The sequence below is a fragment of the Marinobacter shengliensis genome (genome assembly GCF_030297115.1).
GTDB classification, from domain to species: domain Bacteria; phylum Pseudomonadota; class Gammaproteobacteria; order Pseudomonadales; family Oleiphilaceae; genus Marinobacter; species Marinobacter shengliensis.
Map to the genome: position 1 here is coordinate 2,985,517 of NZ_AP028062.1, position 17,704 is coordinate 3,003,220.

Annotated in this window: 16 protein-coding genes; 11 read left to right on the forward strand and 5 right to left on the reverse strand. The window is 57.6% G+C overall.

The window, feature by feature from the left end:
* The 3 genes from mreD to QUE75_RS13665 form a co-directional block, all read right to left on the reverse strand.
* Positions 1-477: a rod shape-determining protein MreD gene (gene mreD, locus QUE75_RS13655; protein WP_072676720.1), complete on the reverse strand. Its 477-nt coding sequence runs from the start codon at positions 475-477 to the stop codon at positions 1-3.
* Positions 477-1,301: a rod shape-determining protein MreC gene (gene mreC / locus QUE75_RS13660; RefSeq protein WP_286250979.1), complete on the reverse strand. Its 825-nt coding sequence runs from the start codon at positions 1,299-1,301 to the stop codon at positions 477-479. The genes mreD and mreC overlap by 1 nt, the downstream gene beginning before the upstream one ends.
* Before the next feature lie 71 nt (positions 1,302-1,372).
* Positions 1,373-2,416 carry a rod shape-determining protein gene (locus QUE75_RS13665; RefSeq protein WP_058092032.1) on the reverse strand — a complete coding sequence of 348 codons (1,044 nt, stop codon included), beginning with the start codon at positions 2,414-2,416 and terminating at the stop codon, positions 1,373-1,375.
* Between the two features lie 398 nt (positions 2,417-2,814).
* Between QUE75_RS13665 and gatC the strand changes: the two genes are divergently transcribed.
* From gatC to gatB, 3 genes are all read left to right on the forward strand, one after another.
* Positions 2,815-3,102 carry an Asp-tRNA(Asn)/Glu-tRNA(Gln) amidotransferase subunit GatC gene (gene gatC, locus QUE75_RS13670; protein ID WP_058092033.1) on the forward strand — a complete coding sequence of 96 codons (288 nt, stop codon included), beginning with the start codon at positions 2,815-2,817 and terminating at the stop codon, positions 3,100-3,102.
* A gap of 69 nt (positions 3,103-3,171) precedes the next feature.
* Positions 3,172-4,629 (forward strand): Asp-tRNA(Asn)/Glu-tRNA(Gln) amidotransferase subunit GatA, encoded by a 1,458-nt coding sequence (gatA, locus tag QUE75_RS13675; RefSeq protein WP_286250984.1) that lies wholly within the window; start codon positions 3,172-3,174, stop codon positions 4,627-4,629.
* A gap of 22 nt (positions 4,630-4,651) precedes the next feature.
* Complete coding sequence (gene gatB / locus QUE75_RS13680) at positions 4,652-6,103, forward strand: Asp-tRNA(Asn)/Glu-tRNA(Gln) amidotransferase subunit GatB (RefSeq protein WP_286250986.1); 1,452 nt, start codon at positions 4,652-4,654, stop codon at positions 6,101-6,103.
* 264 nt (positions 6,104-6,367) lie between these two features.
* On the opposite strand, the gene rimO is transcribed toward gatB, so the two are convergent.
* Positions 6,368-7,708 (reverse strand): 30S ribosomal protein S12 methylthiotransferase RimO, encoded by a 1,341-nt coding sequence (gene rimO, locus QUE75_RS13685; RefSeq protein ID WP_286250989.1) that lies wholly within the window; start codon positions 7,706-7,708, stop codon positions 6,368-6,370.
* Between the two features lie 306 nt (positions 7,709-8,014).
* Between rimO and QUE75_RS13690 the strand changes: the two genes are divergently transcribed.
* From QUE75_RS13690 to QUE75_RS13705, 4 genes are all read left to right on the forward strand, one after another.
* On the forward strand, positions 8,015-8,437 hold the full coding sequence (locus QUE75_RS13690) for a PilZ domain-containing protein (protein WP_061331542.1): 423 nt from the start codon (positions 8,015-8,017) through the stop codon (positions 8,435-8,437).
* Positions 8,438-8,601: 164 nt separating this feature from the next.
* A complete protein-coding gene (cysD, locus tag QUE75_RS13695) occupies positions 8,602-9,516 on the forward strand; it encodes a sulfate adenylyltransferase subunit CysD (RefSeq protein ID WP_286250991.1) in 915 nt (304 codons plus the stop codon).
* 1 nt (position 9,517) lies between these two features.
* Positions 9,518-11,176, forward strand: coding sequence for a sulfate adenylyltransferase subunit CysN (cysN, locus tag QUE75_RS13700; protein ID WP_286250993.1), 1,659 nt, complete (start codon positions 9,518-9,520; stop codon positions 11,174-11,176).
* Between the two features lie 193 nt (positions 11,177-11,369).
* Positions 11,370-12,386, forward strand: a complete 1,017-nt coding sequence (locus QUE75_RS13705; RefSeq protein ID WP_286250995.1) for a nucleoid-associated protein — start codon at positions 11,370-11,372, stop codon at positions 12,384-12,386.
* Positions 12,387-12,540: 154 nt separating this feature from the next.
* Here the strand turns inward: QUE75_RS13705 and trmH are convergent, their stop codons facing one another.
* A complete protein-coding gene (gene trmH / locus QUE75_RS13710; RefSeq protein ID WP_286250997.1) occupies positions 12,541-13,281 on the reverse strand; it encodes a tRNA (guanosine(18)-2'-O)-methyltransferase TrmH in 741 nt (246 codons plus the stop codon).
* A 318-nt stretch (positions 13,282-13,599) separates the two neighbouring features.
* Here trmH and miaB point away from each other — a divergent pair, with 318 nt between their 5' ends.
* The 4 genes from miaB (at position 13,600) to QUE75_RS13730 (ending at position 17,704) form a co-directional block, all read left to right on the forward strand.
* Positions 13,600-14,946 (forward strand): tRNA (N6-isopentenyl adenosine(37)-C2)-methylthiotransferase MiaB, encoded by a 1,347-nt coding sequence (gene miaB, locus QUE75_RS13715; RefSeq protein ID WP_286250999.1) that lies wholly within the window; start codon positions 13,600-13,602, stop codon positions 14,944-14,946.
* Positions 14,947-15,405: 459 nt separating this feature from the next.
* On the forward strand, positions 15,406-16,392 hold the full coding sequence (locus tag QUE75_RS13720; RefSeq protein ID WP_106695003.1) for a PhoH family protein: 987 nt from the start codon (positions 15,406-15,408) through the stop codon (positions 16,390-16,392).
* Positions 16,389-16,862 (forward strand): rRNA maturation RNase YbeY, encoded by a 474-nt coding sequence (gene ybeY, locus QUE75_RS13725; protein ID WP_061331553.1) that lies wholly within the window; start codon positions 16,389-16,391, stop codon positions 16,860-16,862. Before QUE75_RS13720 ends, ybeY begins: the two co-directional genes overlap by 4 nt.
* Entirely contained in the window at positions 16,859-17,704 is an 846-nt protein-coding gene (locus QUE75_RS13730) for an HlyC/CorC family transporter (protein WP_106695002.1), read from the forward strand. Before ybeY ends, QUE75_RS13730 begins: the two co-directional genes overlap by 4 nt.

Genomic DNA, 17,704 nt, shown 5'->3' on the forward strand with positions numbered 1-17,704 from the left:
CTAGCCCAGCTTCCGGTTCAGGCGGTCCAGCAGGCCACTGACAAAGGGCCAGGCGACCGCGCTGGTTAATGCTGGCCACAGGTAACTGAACCCCGCCGTATCGGCGCCCAGCAGTTGTTTGATGAAGTGCACCAGCATCTGGTTGATGCCCAACAACAGGAAGACCATAAGGCATTGTTGCGGTAGCGGGTACATTCTCAAGCGCTGATGGATGGTCAGCACCAGGAAAGCAATGAGTGCCATACCCAGCGCATTGGTGCCCAGGGGGGTGGCCTCAAGCACATCCAGTAATAGCCCGAGACACCAGGCCATCAGAATCCCAAACTGCGCCGGTGCACGGAAGGTCCAGTAAAAAACCACCAAACCCAGCCATTCCGGACGGAATTCAAACCAGCCTACCGGGAACAGGGATATACTTAACACCAGCGCAAGCACAACGGTCACGAAAAACAGCGGGTAGCTAATGACCGACAGCATCAGTTGGCCTCCTCTTCCGTGGTCTGCGGTTCCGCAGACTCGCGGCGCTCCCGGGACTCAGGCTGAAACACCACCAGCACAAGCCGGCTCTGGTTCAGTCTGGCCATGGGCCTGGCCCGAATCGTCACGAAGGGTTCCCCTGGTTCCTTGGTGATCTGGCTGACCTCAGCCACCGGATAGCCCCGGGGGAAACGGCCACCAAGGCCGGAGCTGACCAGGGTATCGCCTTCCCGTATATCGGCAGTATCCGGCACATGCACCAGATCCAGCTGATTGACTTCACCATTGCCCAATAACACCGAACGCAAGCCATTTCTGACCACTTCGACGGGCACCGCATGGCTACTGTCCGACACCAGCAACACACGGGAGGTGAACTGGCTGGTCTGCACTATCTGCCCCATCAAACCTTCGGCATCCAGTACAGCCTGCCCGGTGGTCACACCGTCGCTATGGCCTTTGTTGATGATGATCTCGTGGGAAAACGGATCGGGCGAGACACCCACCACTTCGCCCACGATCACCCGGTCATCCAACACTTCAGAGGAGTTAAGCAGCCGGCGCAACTCGTTATTCTCTGACGCCAACGCCGCATATTTCAGCGCACGCCGCTCGAGTATCAGCATTCGGGCCTTGAGTTCTTCGTTTTCACTCTGGAGGTCTTCACGGCTGACAAAGAGCCCGGAGAACCAGTCACTGAATCGGTAGGGGGCATTACCCAGCCAGTATACCGGAGCCAGGCCGGTGGCGAGAGTACTGCGAACAGGTGTGAGCTTGTCAAAACGGGCATCGGCAGCGATCAACGCTGCCGATACCAGAATCACAAGAAAGAGTCTGAAGCCGGGTACCGGCCCCTGGACAAAGATGGTTTTAATGGCTTAGCCCTCCCACGGGATTAACCCTCCTGGGAGAACATTCCGATGCCACCGCGATCAATGACTTCCAGCGCCTTGCCGCCACCACGGGCAACACAGGTCAGGGGGTCTTCGGCGATGATCACCGGCAGACCGGTTTCTTCACTGATAAGTTTGTCGAGGCCTCGCAGAAGTGCACCACCACCGGTAAGCACGATTCCGCGCTCAGCGATATCAGACGCCAGCTCAGGTGGAGACTGCTCAAGCGCGCTTTTGACGGTTTGCACGATCTGGGCAAGTGATTCCTGCAACGCGTCGAGAATCTCTTCGCTGTTCAGGGTGAACGCACGGGGCACACCTTCTGCCAGGTTGCGACCACGCACATCAATCTCGCGGATATCCAGGCCTTCATAGGCGCAACCGATTTCATGTTTGATCCGCTCGGCGGTGGAATCGCCGATCAGGCTGCCATAGTTGCGGCGCACATAGGTAACTATGGCTTCGTCGAACTTGTCGCCGCCAACCCGCACCGATTCAGCGTAAACGATGCCGTTCAGGGAAATAATGGCGATTTCCGTAGTCCCACCACCGATATCGACAATCATGGAGCCGCTGGCTTCTTCAACCGGCAGGCCTGCACCAATGGCCGCGGCCATGGGCTCTTCAATCAGGAACACTTCACGGGCACCCGCGCCCAGGGCAGACTCACGGATGGCCTTGCGCTCCACCTGTGTGGACTTGCTGGGCACACACACCAGTACGCGGGGGCTGGGAGTAATAAAACTGTTTTCGTGCACTTTATGAATGAAGTGCTGGAGCATTTTTTCGGTAACAACGAAATCCGCAATCACACCGTCTTTCATTGGGCGGATGGCGGTTATGTTGCCGGGGGTACGACCGAGCATGCGCTTGGCTTCGGAACCCACAGCAGCCACCATTTTCTGGGAGCCGCTGGTGCGGATGGCAACAACGGAGGGTTCGTTGAGTACGATTCCGCGTTCACGCACGTAGATTAGGGTGTTGGCGGTGCCCAGGTCGATGGACAGGTCGCTTGAGAAGATGCCTCGGAGTCTTTTGATTAACATTCGTGTTGTTTCAACCTGAGAGTTGCGGTTGCGGATGTAGAAGAATCACGCAACTTTAGCAGTGAGGCCATTCTCAGGCAAGGCAACATCAGGGCTCTCAGCTTACCATTCTCACATTTTCGGTACTGTTTCGGGGCCAATCTTGGTTGTGATTCTGCTAATATGTCGGGCTTGTTTTCTCTGGGTGCAAGGATGCCTTGGGGAGGGGCTTTCCAAAAAACGCTCCTTTGGCACATCCCTGTGGCGCTTCGGCTCCGCCATCCATGGCTCCGCAGATTTTTGGAAAGCCCCTCCCCAAGGCATCCCCGGACAGCTGAAAAGCGCCAAAATCAGCCAGTTAGAGTCGTTCGGGCTCTTTAGGATTAAATTGTTTTCACACACGCTTTAATGGAGGCAACGTGAGCATTTCCCGCGAGGACATCGAGAAAGTTGCCGTGCTCGCCCGCATCAAGGTGGACGGCGAGCAGGTTTCGGCTCTGGAGAAGGATCTGGGCAATATCCTGGATCTGGTGGATCAGTTGAGTGCAGCGGATACCGATTCCGTGGAGCCGATGGCGCATCCACTGGATGCCGTACAGAAGCTGCGGCCGGATGTGGTTACCGAGACCAATCAGCGGGAGGCGTTTCAGGCAATTGCGCCGGCGACCGAGGATGGGTTGTACCTGGTACCCAAGGTCATTGAGTGAGTTTTCGGGCCACTGACATTTCCGTGTAACCGGCAGGTTGTCTGACGATCACATATTTCGGGATTGATGATGCATAACAAATCCGTAGCAGAACTTTCCAGGGAACTGGAGAGCGGCAAGATTTCCAGTGTGGAGCTGACTCAGCAGTTCCTCGACCGTCTGAAACAGGAAGACGGCAAGTACAACAGCTTTATTACCATCTCCGACGAGCAGGCATTGGCCGAGGCGAAAGCGGCGGATGAGATGCGGGCGGCGGGTAAGGCCACGGTGTGGACCGGGGTGCCCTTTGCTCACAAGGATATTTTCTGTACTAACGGCATTCGCACTACCTGCGGCTCAAGGATGCTGGAGAACTTTGTGCCACCCTACGACGCCACAGTGACGGCGAACTTCAAGGCGGCCGGCGCAGTGTGTCTGGGCAAGACCAATATGGATGAGTTCGCCATGGGCTCGTCTAACGAGTCCAGTTTCTACGGCGCGGTGACCAACCCCTGGGGCCTGGCCAGCGGTGACAAACGGGTGCCGGGTGGTTCTTCCGGTGGTTCTGCCGCTGCCGTGGCGGCGCGGCTGGTGCCGGCGGCGACGGGTACGGATACCGGTGGTTCTATCCGCCAGCCGGCGGCCCTGTGCGGCATTACTGGCCTGAAGCCGACTTACGGCCGGGTGTCTCGCTATGGAATGATTGCCTTTGCTTCCTCTCTGGACCAGGGCGGGCCGATGGCGCGCACCGCCGAAGATGCGGCGCTGATGTTGAATGTGATGGCGGGGCACGATCCGAAGGATTCCACCGGCATCGACCGGGAAGTTCCGGATTACACCGCCACCCTGAACGAGCCGCTGAAAGGCCTGAAGATTGGCCTGCCGAAGGAATACTTCAGCGACCAGCTGTCTCCGGCCATGGAAGAGCAGGTTCGCAACGCGATTCGCGAGTATGAAAAGCTGGGCGCGACGGTAAAAGAAGTGTCACTGCCCAACGCGAGGCTGGCCATTGCTGCTTATTATGTGATCGCTCCGGCGGAGGCTTCTGCCAACCTGTCCCGGTTTGACGGTGTGCGTTATGGCTACCGCTGCGACGATCCGAAAGACCTGATGGATATGTACACCCGCACCCGGGCGGAAGGTTTCGGGAATGAGGTGAAGCGCCGGATTCTGGTGGGGACCTACGCCCTGTCCGCTGGTTACTTTGATGCCTATTACCTGAAGGCCCAGAAGGTTCGCCGTCTGATCCAGCAGGACTTCATCAATGCGTTTAAGGAAGTGGACGTGCTGATGAGCCCGGTGTCTCCGACACCTGCGTTCAGGCAGGGCGAGAAGAACACCGACCCGGTGTCCATGTACCTGGAAGACGTGTTCACCATCGCCATCAACCTGGCAGGCATTCCGGCCATGTCGGTTCCGGCAGGGTTTGTCGACGGCTTACCGGTGGGGCTGCAGATCATCGGGGATTACTTCTCCGAGGCCCGCTTGCTGAACGCCGCCCATCAGTTCCAGCAGGTGACTGACTGGCACCAGCGTGAACCCCAATAAGCCCGGATTAGGAGACGAACACATGCAGTGGGATATCGTGATCGGGCTGGAAATTCACGTTCAGCTCGCCACCCAGACCAAGATTTTCTCCGGCTCCAGCACCGCCTACGGTGCCGAGCCCAACACCCAGGCCAACGCCGTTGACCTGGCCATGCCCGGTACCCTGCCGGTACCCAATGAGCAGGCCTTCCGTTATGCGGTGATGTTCGGCCTGGCCACCAAAGCCGAAATCGGCCGCCGCTCGGTCTTCGAGCGCAAAAACTACTTCTACCCGGATCTGCCAAAGGGCTACCAGACCACCCAGCTGGCCCAGCCGATTGTCGGCCCCGGCTATGTGGACATCGACCTGGCCGACGGCAGCACCAAACGGGTACGCATTCACCACGCGCACCTGGAAGAAGACGCCGGTAAATCCCTGCACGAGGATTACCACGGCATGTCCGGCATTGACCTGAACCGGGCCGGCACGCCGCTGATCGAGGTGGTGACAGAGCCTGACATGAACAGCGCCGACGAAGCCGTAGCCTTCGCCAAGAAGCTCCATAGCCTGGTGACTTCGCTGGGGATCTGTGATGGCGATATGTCCCAGGGCTCCATGCGCTTTGATGTGAACATCTCCCTGAAGCCGAAAGGCTCTGACACTCTGGGCACCCGCACCGAAACCAAGAACCTGAACTCCTTCCGGTTCATGGAGCAGGCCATCGCCCATGAAGTAGAGCGGCAGATGGATATCCTGGAGGATGGCGGCCGCATTGTGCAGGAAACCCGCCTGTACAACGGCGACCGGGACGAGTCCCGGTCCATGCGCACCAAGGAAGAAGCCAACGACTACCGCTACTTCCCCTGCCCTGACCTGTTGCCGGTGGAAATCGATGACGCCTTCATCGAAGACGCCCGCGCCCGCCTGCCGGAACTGCCCGACGCCCGCAAGGCCCGCTTCAAGGAGCAATACGGTCTGAACGACTACGACGCCGGCGTGCTGTCTGGCGACGCCAAGCTGTCTGCGTTCTTCGAAGAAACCGTGGAGCACGGCAAAGACGCCAAGCTGGCCGCCAACTGGATTCAGGGCGAATTCTCCGCCCGCCTGAATGCCGACGAGAAATCCGTGGCCGAAGCTCCGATTTCAGGCGCACAACTGGGCGCACTGGTCACCCGCATTGCCGACAACACGGTTTCTTCAGCTGGTGCGAAGAAGGTGTTCGAAGCCTTGTGGTCAGGTGAGAACCATGACGTGGATGCGATCATCGACGCCAAGGGGCTGAAGCAGGTCTCCGACACCGGCGCCCTGGAAGCCATGGTCGACGAGGTACTGGCCGGCATGCCGGATCAGGTGGCCCAGTACCAGGGCGAGGAAGATCCTAAGAAGCGCAAGAAGATGCTTGGCGGTTTCATGGGGCCTTTGATGAAAGCGTCCAAGGGCCAAGGCAACCCCAAACTGTTCAACGAGATTCTTGTTCGAAAGCTTGGTGGTTAAGTTTTGGCTTTGGTGTGGGCCGTTTTTGTTTCGGCCCTAGCCTGTTGAGTTTGGGGAGGGGTCGGTTTATTTATGACTACCCCACCGCATGTTGGATCGAGGGCTTGGCGAGGGACTTCTCCCAAAAATCTGGAGCGCCAGGGAAGGCGCGACGAAGCCCTACAGGGACGTATTCACGGGCGTTTTTTGGGAGAAGTCCCTCGCCAAGCCCCAGCCACCAACATCCAGCAGGCTGGGGCCGAAGCCCAAAAACCGCGACAGAAGTCAGACCAAGCGAGCCCAAAGGTCATGCTCGTCAGCGTGCTCCACAACAGCCTGTACAACCTGGCCGGGAACCAGGTCGGTTTCGTCGTTCAGGTAAACCATGCCATCAATCTCCGGCGCATCCGCCTTCGAACGACCAATCGCACCCTCTTCATCAACCTCGTCGATGAGCACGTCAATCGTCCTGCCGATTTTCGCCTGCAAGCGGGCAGCTGAAATCTCCGCCTGTTTCGCCATAAATCGGGCCAGCCGCTCTTCCTTGACCTCTTCCGGCACAGCACCCTCCAGCTCATTCGCCCTGGCGCCTTCAACCGGACTGTAGGTAAAGGCACCCACGCGGTCCAGTTGCGCCTCATCCAGCCAGTCCAGCAGGTACTGAAAATCTTCCTCGGTTTCACCGGGGAAGCCGACAATAAAGGTCGAGCGAATGGTCAGTTCCGGACAGATTTCACGCCAGGTCTTGATGCGCTCCAGGGTCTTGCTGTCGTGGGCCGGGCGTTTCATAGCCTTGAGCACTTTCGGGCTGGCGTGCTGGAACGGGATGTCCAGGTACGGCAGGATCTTGCCTTCAGCCATCAGCGGGATGATGTCGTCCACATGGGGGTACGGATAGACGTAGTGCAAGCGAACCCATACGCCCATCTCACCCAGAGCCTCACATAGGGACTGCATCTTGGTTTTCACCGGGCGGCCCTGCCAGAAACCGGTGCGGTATTTGATATCCACACCGTAGGCGGAGGTGTCCTGGGAGATCACCAGCAGCTCTTTAACGCCAGCGTCTACCAGTCGTTTCGCCTCATCCATCACATCACCGATCGGGCGACTAACCAGTTTGCCGCGCATGTCCGGGATGATGCAGAAGGTACAGCTGTGGTTACAGCCTTCGGATATCTTCAGGTAGGCATAGTGCCTTGGCGTAAGCTTGATGCCCTGCGGGGGTACCAGATCCACGAATGGGTCGTGGTCTTTCTTCGGCGGTACATACTGGTGTACCGCTCCCACAACTTCTTCATAGGCCTGAGGACCAGAGACCGCCAGCACACCTGGATGGGTCTCGCGAATCTTCTCCGCTTCCACGCCCATACAACCGGTCACAATCACCTTGCCGTTTTCGCTGATGGCTTCGCCGATGGCATCCAGGGATTCCTGCTTGGCCGCATCGATAAAACCACAGGTGTTAACCACCACAATGTCGGCATCGTTGTAGGTGGGCACGACCTCGTAACCATCCAGCCGCAATTGAGTCAGGATACGCTCTGAGTCTACCAGGGCTTTGGGGCACCCCAGGCTGATAAAGCCAACTTTTCCGCCCTGAGCAGTGTCTTGTATTTTCTCGGTCATAAAGTTCCGCAGGAATCCCGGAGCCTGGCTCCAAATGTGTGTAGGCGGCGATTTTAACTCACTGGGATATCATCTGCAGCTCTGCACTTCCCACATATGCCACCAAAAAACACGTATAAACGCGAAATGACGCACCAAAATGTGACGCCGTGTTCAGAAAGTTTTAATAAAGCTGCAACAATATACGCACTTACCTTGCTGATCACTTTTTAAGCAGCTACAATTTCAAGCGCTTAAGCGTTCTTCTGGAAGGCAATTATGGGAAAGGCAACGTCGTTCGATACTACTCGCGCCAGAAAAATTAAAATGAAACCTGCACCCGCTAAACAGAATCTCAGAAATCAGCAGCGAGTCGATGTGTCGACCGAGATTACTGTTGAGAAAAGCGACGGCTGCTGCCTGACCTGCAAGGTCTCTAACCTGTCACGTGCCGGTGTTATGATTTCCTGTGATCAGGACGTTGTTCAACAGCTCATTCCCGGCATGCGTGCGCCGGCCCCCGGTCACTGGATTGGCGTGAAAACCCGTTTCACCGTGCCTGTGCTTCCAACGCAACCAGTCACTGTGCTTGCAGATGGCAATATCGTGCATATGCGGCGCATCTCCAGAAATGAATTCCAGATAGGTATCCAGTTCAGTGAATTTGAGGGCAACGGGTTTGATTACATCGACCGCTATGTTGCCAAACTGCTGTCTGACGCCCGAACAGCGAATTACGACACCCACTGAAACCACCGACACCGGCTCAGCACGCCCGGAGTCCCCGGCACGTTGGGTTCGGCGCCATATTATTAGAACTTAAAATTCTTACCAGAAATCTTCTTATACCCTGCCGCCGCCTGATATAGTTGGTCAACCGATTTACAGCCATCACACAGCCCCTGCGGCAATGGATGACCATGACCACATACAACCTCACTCATCTCAAACAGCTGGAAGCCGAAAGCATCCACATAATCCGGGAAGTGGCGGCCGAGTTCGACAACCCGGTCATGCTCTATTCCATCGGCAAAGATTCTGCCGTGATGCTGCACCTTGCCCTGAAGGCCTTCTACCCTGGGAAGCTGCCTTTTCCGTTACTGCATGTTGATACCACATGGAAATTCCGGGAGATGATTTCGTTCCGGGACAACGTGGCGGAGAAGTTTGACCTCGACCTGATTGTTCACATCAACGAAGAAGGCGTGAAGCAGGGTGTCGGACCCTTCACCCACGGCAGCGCCAAGCACACCGACATCATGAAAACCCAGTCCCTGAAGCAGGCCCTGAACAAGTACAAGTTCGACGCCGCATTCGGGGGCGCCCGCCGGGATGAGGAAAAATCCCGCGCCAAGGAGCGGGTATACTCCTTCCGCGACGAGCACCACCGGTGGGACCCGAAGAACCAGCGCCCGGAGCTCTGGAACATCTACAACGGCAAGGTTAACAAAGGCGAGAGTATTCGTGTGTTCCCGCTCTCCAACTGGACCGAGCTGGATATCTGGCAGTACATCTACCTTGAAAACATCGATATCGTACCGCTGTATTACGCGGCGGTGAGACCAGTGGTAGAACGCGATGGCACCCTGATTATGGTGGACGACGACCGCATGCCGCTGAAAGAAGGCGAGAAGCCTATGATGAAGTCAGTGCGCTTCCGTACGCTGGGCTGCTACCCGCTGACCGGCGCCATTGAATCCGAGGCCAACACCCTGCCCGACATCATCCAGGAAATGCTGCTGGCCACCAGCTCAGAGCGGCAAGGAAGGGTCATTGACCACGATTCAGCCGGCTCCATGGAACAGAAAAAGCGGGAAGGGTACTTCTGATATGTCACACCAGTCTGATTTGATCGCCGACGATATTCTGGCTTACCTGAAGCAGCACGAGAACAAGGAACTCCTGCGCCTGCTCACCTGCGGCAGCGTGGATGACGGCAAGAGCACGCTGATTGGCCGGCTGCTGCACGACACCAAGATGATCTACGAAGATCATATGGCAAGCCTGAAGACTGACAGTGCCAAGATGGGCACCACCGGTGAGAAGCTGGACCTGGCCCTGCTGGTGGACGGCCTGCAGGCCGAGCGGGAGCAGGGCATCACCATTGACGTGGCCTACCGCTACTTCAGCACCGACAAGCGCAAATTCATCATCGCCGACACCCCGGGCCATGAGCAGTACACCCGCAACATGGCCACCGGCGCCTCCACCGCACAGCTGGCGATCCTGATGATTGATGCCCGCCACGGCGTGATGACCCAGACCCGCCGGCACTCCTTCATCGCCTCCTTGCTGGGTATTCGCCACATTGTGGTAGCGGTCAACAAGATGGACCTGGTGGACTTCAGTGAAGATCGCTTTAACGAGATCCGCGAAGACTACCTGGCGTTCGCCAACAAATTGGGCCTGAAAGATATCCGCTTTGTGCCGATCTCCGCCCTGGATGGCGACAACGTTGTGAACAAGAGCGACAACACGCCCTGGTTTACCGGCCAGCCGCTGATGGAAATCTTGGAAACCGTGGAAGTTTCCCGGGACAAGAACCTGGAACACTTCCGCTTCCCTGTGCAATATGTCACCCGCCCCAACCTGAACTTCCGGGGCTTCTGTGGCACTATCGCCTCCGGCGTCATTCGCCCGGGCGACACGGTGATGGCCCTGCCCTCACGCCGCACCAGTAAGGTCAAGGAAATCGTCACCTTCGACGGCAACCTGAGCGAGGCCTACATCGACCAGGCGGTCACCCTGACCCTGGAAGATGAAATCGACATCAGTCGCGGGGATATGCTGGTAAAGGCAGAAGACGAGCCCGAGGTACACAACCGGTTCAATGCCAACATTGTGTGGATGACCGACGCGCCGCTGGAAACCGGCCGCCTCTACGACATCAAGCTGGGGCCCACGTTTACCTCTGGTACGGTGAAGAGCATTCATCACCAAACCGACGTAAACACCCTGGCGCAGAACCCGAACCCAAGCCAGCTTCAGCTGAATGAAATCGGCCTGTGCGAGCTAACCCTGAACCAGCCCATCGCGTTTGACGCCTACCAGCGCAACCACGCCACTGGCAGCTTCATCGTCATCGACCGGCTGACCAACGTAACCGTTGGCGCCGGCATGATTGCAGGCCTGACCGATAGCCTGGACTCCCTGGACCCGGTTACAGTGGAAGAGCGCGAGCGCCGCCTGGCGCAGAAGCCGGCGATCATCGCCTGCACCGGCAAGCAGGCCCCGCAACTGGCCCTGGCCGTGGAGCGGGCGCTGTTTGACCAAGGCAAGACGGCGGTCGTGGTGACTGAAGAAAACACCGGTGACGCCGACGAACGCCGCCGCGTAGCCCAGCTGCTGACCTCCCACGGCCTGGTGGCTGTGGCCGTAAACCTCGGGTCTGACATTGCCAATGCCAGCGTTTCAGCTGATTCGGAGGCGGATATTCCGGCTGCCGTTGCGGGGCTTCTGCAGGAGTTGGCTCGGAGTCAGCGGGTTTAACTTTGGGGTTTGGCCTCTTGTACTGATTCCCCATCCTTGGCGGGCGGGCTTGCCGGGGTGGGGGATGGTTTTCTTTGGAAAAACAAACCACCACCCCGCGACCCGCCCCCAAACTCGAAACAGGGAAATGACCGAAAAGCCAGACCATGGCACAATCCCGCTCCACCAAGATTAACCACAGGAGCTGAACACCATGGCCATCAAACACCTGCGCACCGCCTTCGCCAGCCAGTACCAGCCGGGCCAGCCCGCCCGCCTTGTTGCCGGCGAGGCTCAGCAGGAGCCCGGTGGCGATTACGAAGCCCTGCACAAGCAGATGAAGCGCCTGTTCAACAGCAAGCCCGGCAAAAAGTACGGCCGCTTCTCAGACGACATCGGCGAAGGCCCATTCAGCGCCTGGCTCAAAGACTACCTTGAAGACAAACAAACCTTCGCCGCCATGACCGACCGCCTGTTCGGCCAGTGGCAGGAACTGCTCAACGGCAGCCAGGAGGAATTCGACGGCCACCTGATGGTGGTGCATGACGCCCTGGCAGATTCGGAAGTGGTGTACCTGTTCATCCTCGAAACCGACGGCGCCATGCGTTTTGACGGCAGCCAGAAACTGGACGCCACAGATGTGCTGAGCCTGTCGCGCCTGAACCTGGCGGTTCGAATCGAAGTGGATGAATGGCGCAACGAGAACTCCAGCGACAACTACATGACCGTGGTCCATGCCCGTGGCACCGGCGACCCCGGTGAGCTGTTCCTTCGCCTTTGCGCCTTCACCAACAGCGTGGACGTGGAAAAGGAAACCATGACCTTCCTGGACGCGGTGGAAGCCTTCGCCAAATCCAGCGAACCGGAAAAAGCCGGTGAAGTCCGTGCCAAAGCCTACGAGTTCTGCAAAGACCAGCATGCCCTGGGCGAACCGGTAGCCATCGAGGCCCTGTCCAACTACCTGGACGAAAGCCAGCCCGAGCGTTTCAAAGAATTCGCCAGCAAGAACGCAGAAATGCCCGAAACCGGCGTGCTGCACCCGGACCATCGCAAGGTCAAGAAACTGGTGCGTATTGCCGGCTCTGGTGGAGGTATGAGTGTGTCATTCTCTTCAGATCTGGTGAACCAGGCGGTGTACTACGACCGTGACAAAGATGCCTTGACCATCACCCGACTGCCCAAGGCTTTGCGGGAGCAGTTGCAGCGGTATCTGGAAGCGCGGGAGGACTGAGTGTTGTTTTCCTAGCCTGAGAATATTGGGGCGGGTTGCGGGGTGGGTGAATCTTTTTTCTTTGGAAAAACAACTCGCTTCGCTCAGACATCTTTTTCCGGCAGAAAAAAGATTCACCCACCCCGCACCGGCATGACAAATGTGCTGGTTTCCATTAGGACTCGTTTGCTTCTATGTTTTCTGGTTTCTCGTCCCATCTGGGGCGATTGGCCCTTATTTTTCTGACTTCCTGCATCCAGCCTACTCCGTCGATCAGTTCGCCGGTTTCGTGGTCGATGGGCGGATACGGCAGATTGCGGTCGTCACAATACCGCTTCACCGTGGGCTGGCACCAGCAGAACAGAAGCCGGTTGTATTCGTCATCCGGCATACGCCGCTGATCAAACATCCCCGCCAGTTTCCGCTGACGCTGGGCTTCGGACAGAATGATCGAGCAGGCCGAGGACACATTCAGCGATTCCACCATCCCCATCATCGGAATCACAATATGCTCATCCGCCTGCTCGGCGGTCACCGGGTTCACGCCATCCACCTCGTTACCCATGATAATCGTGCACGGCACGGTGTAATCCACCTCCCGAAAATCCACCGCCCGGTCTGACAACTGCGCGGCATACAGCTTGTGGCCCTGAGCTTTCAGCTCCGTCACCGCGTTGTCCATGGTGGGATGGGTATGCGTCGTCACCCAGTGAAAACTGCCACCGGCTGTCTTACGAAATGCCCGAAAACCCTCCTTGGGCCAAACCACGTGCATATTGGCCAGACCAAAGGCATCGCAGGACCGAATGATCGCCGACAGGTTTCTGGGCTTGTGCACCTGATCCGTCAACACCCGCAGATCGGGTTGACGGGTGTTGAGAACTTGTTTGATTCGGGCGAGGCGTTCAGGGGTCATGGGTAAAATCCAAGCCTTGTTGATGACGGCACAGCGGTCCGGGAAGGGCTTTGGGGGAGGCTTTCCAAAAATTTGCGGAGCCATGGATGGCGGAGCAGAAGCGCCACAGGGATGTGCCGTAAGGAGCGGTTTTTGGAAAGCCTCCCCCAAAGACCTTCATGCACCACAACTCAAAGGCTGCGAATAATAGCACAGAGCCAAATGAGGAATACCGAGACAACGGTGGTTGATGTTTAAGCACCCCGTTATAATGTGCAGTCCATTTTTGCCAGCGCCCCACACCACCCCGGCGCCAACACACCAAACTACGTGAGACCCATGGCCAAGAAGCTGTTCATCAAAACCCACGGCTGCCAAATGAACGAGTACGACTCTGCCCGCATGGCAGACCTGCTCAAAACCGGCGAAGCGGTTGAAATGACCGACAACCCGGATGACGCCGACATCCTGCTGCTGAACACCTGCTCCATCCGCGAAAAAGCCCAGGAGAAAGTGTTCCACCAGCTCGGCCGCTGGAAACGTCTCAAAAGCAAAAAACCCGATATGATCATCGGCGTCGGCGGCTGCGTAGCCAGCCAGGAAGGCCAGGCCATCCTCGACCGGGCCCCTTACGTAGACATGGTCTTCGGCCCGCAAACCCTGCACCGCCTGCCAGACATGATCACCGAAGTGCGCACCAAGGGTAACGGCGTAGGCGTGGTCGACGTCAGCTTCCCGGAAATCGAGAAGTTCGACAACCTGCCCGAGCCCGGCGCCGACGGCCCCTCTGCGTTTGTCTCCATCATGGAAGGCTGCAGCAAGTACTGCACCTTCTGCGTGGTGCCCTACACCCGCGGCGAAGAAGTCAGCCGCCCGGTGGACGATGTCATCGCCGAAGTGGCCCATCTGGCCGCCCAGGGCGTTCGGGAAGTGAACCTGCTGGGCCAGAACGTCAACGCCTACCGCGGCGACACCCACGACGGCGACCAGATGGACCTGGCAGAACTGATCGAAGTGATCGCCACCATCGACGGCATCGACCGCATCCGCTACACCACCTCCCATCCGGTGGAGTTCAGCGACGCCCTGATCGACGTCTACGAGCGGGTACCGGAGCTGGTCAGCCACCTGCACCTGCCGGTACAGAGCGGCTCCGACCGCATCCTGGCGGCGATGAAACGGGGCCATACAGCGCTGGAGTACAAATCCAAACTCCGCCGCCTGCGCAAGATCCGCCCGGACATCAGCTTCTCCTCCGACTTCATCATCGGCTTCCCGGGTGAAACCGATAAGGATTTTGAGGACACCATGAAACTGATCAACGACATCGGCTTCGACATGTCCTTCAGCTTCATCTACAGCGCCCGTCCGGGTACGCCGGCCTCAGACCTGCCGGACGATACGCCGATGGAGGTGAAGAAACAGCGCCTGAGCATTCTGCAGGATCGACTGAATCAGAACGTCATGGACATCAGCCGGAAGATGGTAGGCTCTACCCAGCGGATACTGGTGACTGGCCTGTCCAAGAAAGACCCTGGCGAGTACGCTGGCCGCACCGAGAACAACCGCATCGTTAACTTCCGCCACGAGAATCCTGAGGTGGTTGGACACTTTATCGACGTGGAAATCGTCGAGGCCTACCCCAACTCACTTCGCGGTGTGCCTGTTGGTTCTGAGTTTTACTGAGCTTTGGCTCCCATGGCTTCTGGTTTTGGGGGCTTGGTGACAGGGTGAGGGTGCCTCCCAAAAAACGCCTCGCAAGTACGTCCTTGTAGGGCTTCGTCGCGCCTTCCCTGGCGCTCCAGATTTTTGGGAGGCACCCTCACCCTGTCACCGGCAGACTTCACAACGGCATGCCAGACAAATGACGAGCCAGAGCCCGACACCGACCAGTGATTCCGGGATTGGCTTATCCGAACCACTTGTTTTTCGCCCTTTCGGCCTGCACATTGTTTAAACAGGTACAGGGCGGGCAGGGCCGTCAAAAAATCTGGAGCGCCAGGGAAGGCGCGACGAAGCCCTACAGGGATGTATTCACGGGCGTTTTTTTGACGGCCCTGCCCGCCCTGTACCGATAACGTTGCAGCCTGAACAGCCTACTCCCCAACAGCAGAAACCCGGGGAGTAAAACGAAACGGAGCAAGATTGAACACTCACGACACCAGACAATTTGACCTGCACCCGGTAAACCAGCGTCGGCTGGCGACCCTGTGCGGCCAGTTTGACGAACACCTGAAGATGATCGAAAAACGTCTGCAGGTAAAAGTCGGCCGCCGAGGCCACCACTTCCGGGTGGAGGGTCACACCGAAAATGTAGCCGCCGCCACCGAAGTCATCCGGCACCTGTACCGGGAAACCGAAGCCAGCGAAGATATTCCACCGGATACCGTGCACCTGTTTATCCGGGAAACCGGCCTTGAGCGGCTGCCGGATGACGTGCCCTATGACGAAGGCCAAATTACCGTCATCAAAACTCCGAAGCTGACCGCCAAACCCCGCGGCCAGAATCAGCAAAAGTACGTGCACAACATCCGCACCCACGATATCAATTTCGGCATTGGGCCGGCAGGTACCGGCAAGACCTGGCTGGCCGTGGCCTGTGCGGTAGAGGCACTGAAAGACGAACAGGTGAAACGCATCCTGCTGGTACGCCCGGCGGTGGAAGCCGGCGAGAAACTGGGCTTTCTGCCCGGCGACCTGGCCCAGAAAGTGGACCCTTACCTTCGGCCTCTGTACGACGCGCTCTATGAAATGCTCGGCTTTGACCAGGTAACCCGACTGATCGAGAAAAGCGTGATCGAGATTGCACCACTGGCGTTCATGCGTGGCCGTACCCTGAATAACTCGTTCATCATTCTGGACGAGAGCCAGAACACTACCCGGGAGCAGATGAAAATGTTCCTCACCCGGATTGGCTTTGGCTCCACGGCGGTGATTACCGGCGACACCACCCAGGTGGACCTGCCGCGCGGGCAGAACTCCGGGCTGATTCATGCCGCCAGCGTGCTCAGCAAGGTCCCCGGTATTGGCTTTACCCGCTTTGAATCAAAAGATGTGGTTCGCCATCCGCTGGTTCAGCGCATTGTGGAAGCCTACGACTCGTTCGGTGACGGGGGCTCAACCAACCCATGAGCAAACTGACCGTGGATTTCCAGGTAGCTTATGAAAGCACCGGTGTACCCGACGAAACACAGTTCCAGGTCTGGGCTGAAAAGGCATGGCTGGGCGAGGATCCGTCTGAAGTGACGATCCGTATTGTTGGTAACGAGGAAAGTCAGGACCTGAATCACCAGTACCGGGGCAAGGACAAGCCCACCAATGTTTTGTCCTTCCCATTTGAAGCACCACCGGGTATAACGGTGCCATTGGCCGGAGATCTGGTGATTTGCGCGCCGGTTGTTGAAAAGGAAGCGCAGGAACAGCATAAAGAACCGGTCGCCCACTGGGCCCATATGGTGGTGCACGGTATGTTGCACCTCCAGGGCTACGATCATATTGAAGATAACGAAGCCGAGGCCATGGAAGCCCTCGAAGTCCGGCTGCTTGCGCAGCTTGGATTTGCTAACCCTTATGAAGCAGAGGAAACGGAACCAGACTCATGAGCGACGATCAGTCGAGTCGCAGCCAGGGCGGCAAGTCCTGGCTGGAGCGTATATCACAGGCCTTCTCCAGCGGGCCTGAGTCCGTCGAGGACGTGCTGGAGATTCTGCGGGACGCAGAGTCCCAGGAAATTATTGACGTCGATTCCATGAGCATCATCGAAGGTGCCATGCAGGTCATCGACATGCGGGTGGATGAGATCATGATCCCCCGTTCCCAGATGATCACCGTCAAAGCCTCCCAGGATCCGAAAGAATTCCTGCCGGAAATCATGTCATCCGCCCACAGCCGTTTCCCGGTCATCGGCGAAAGCCAGGACGACGTGATCGGTGTGCTGCTGGCAAAAGACCTCCTCCCGCTGGCAATCAACAACGAACTGAACTGGACCAGTATCCGGGAGATCCTCCGGCCACCAACATTTGTTCCCGAAAGCAAGCGGTTGAACCAGCTGCTCAAAGAGTTCAAAGAAAACCGCAACCACATGGCGATTGTGGTGGATGAGTACGGCGGCACCGCCGGCCTGATCACCATCGAGGATGTGCTGGAGCAGATCGTGGGCGAGATCGAAGACGAACACGACTTCGACGAGGAAACTCACATCAAGGCCCGGGGCGACGGTACCTACGCCGTGAAAGCCGTCACACCGATCGAAGACTTCAACGAATTTTTCGAAACCATGATGGACGAGGAAGAGTTCGACACCATTGGCGGCCTGGTTCTCAAAGAGTTTGGTCACCTGCCCAGACGGGGAGAAACGGTTGAATTCGGCGGCTTGCAGTTTACTATTGCCAACGCCGATAACCGAGTCATCCGTTTGTTGCAGGTAACGCGAAGTGAATCATGA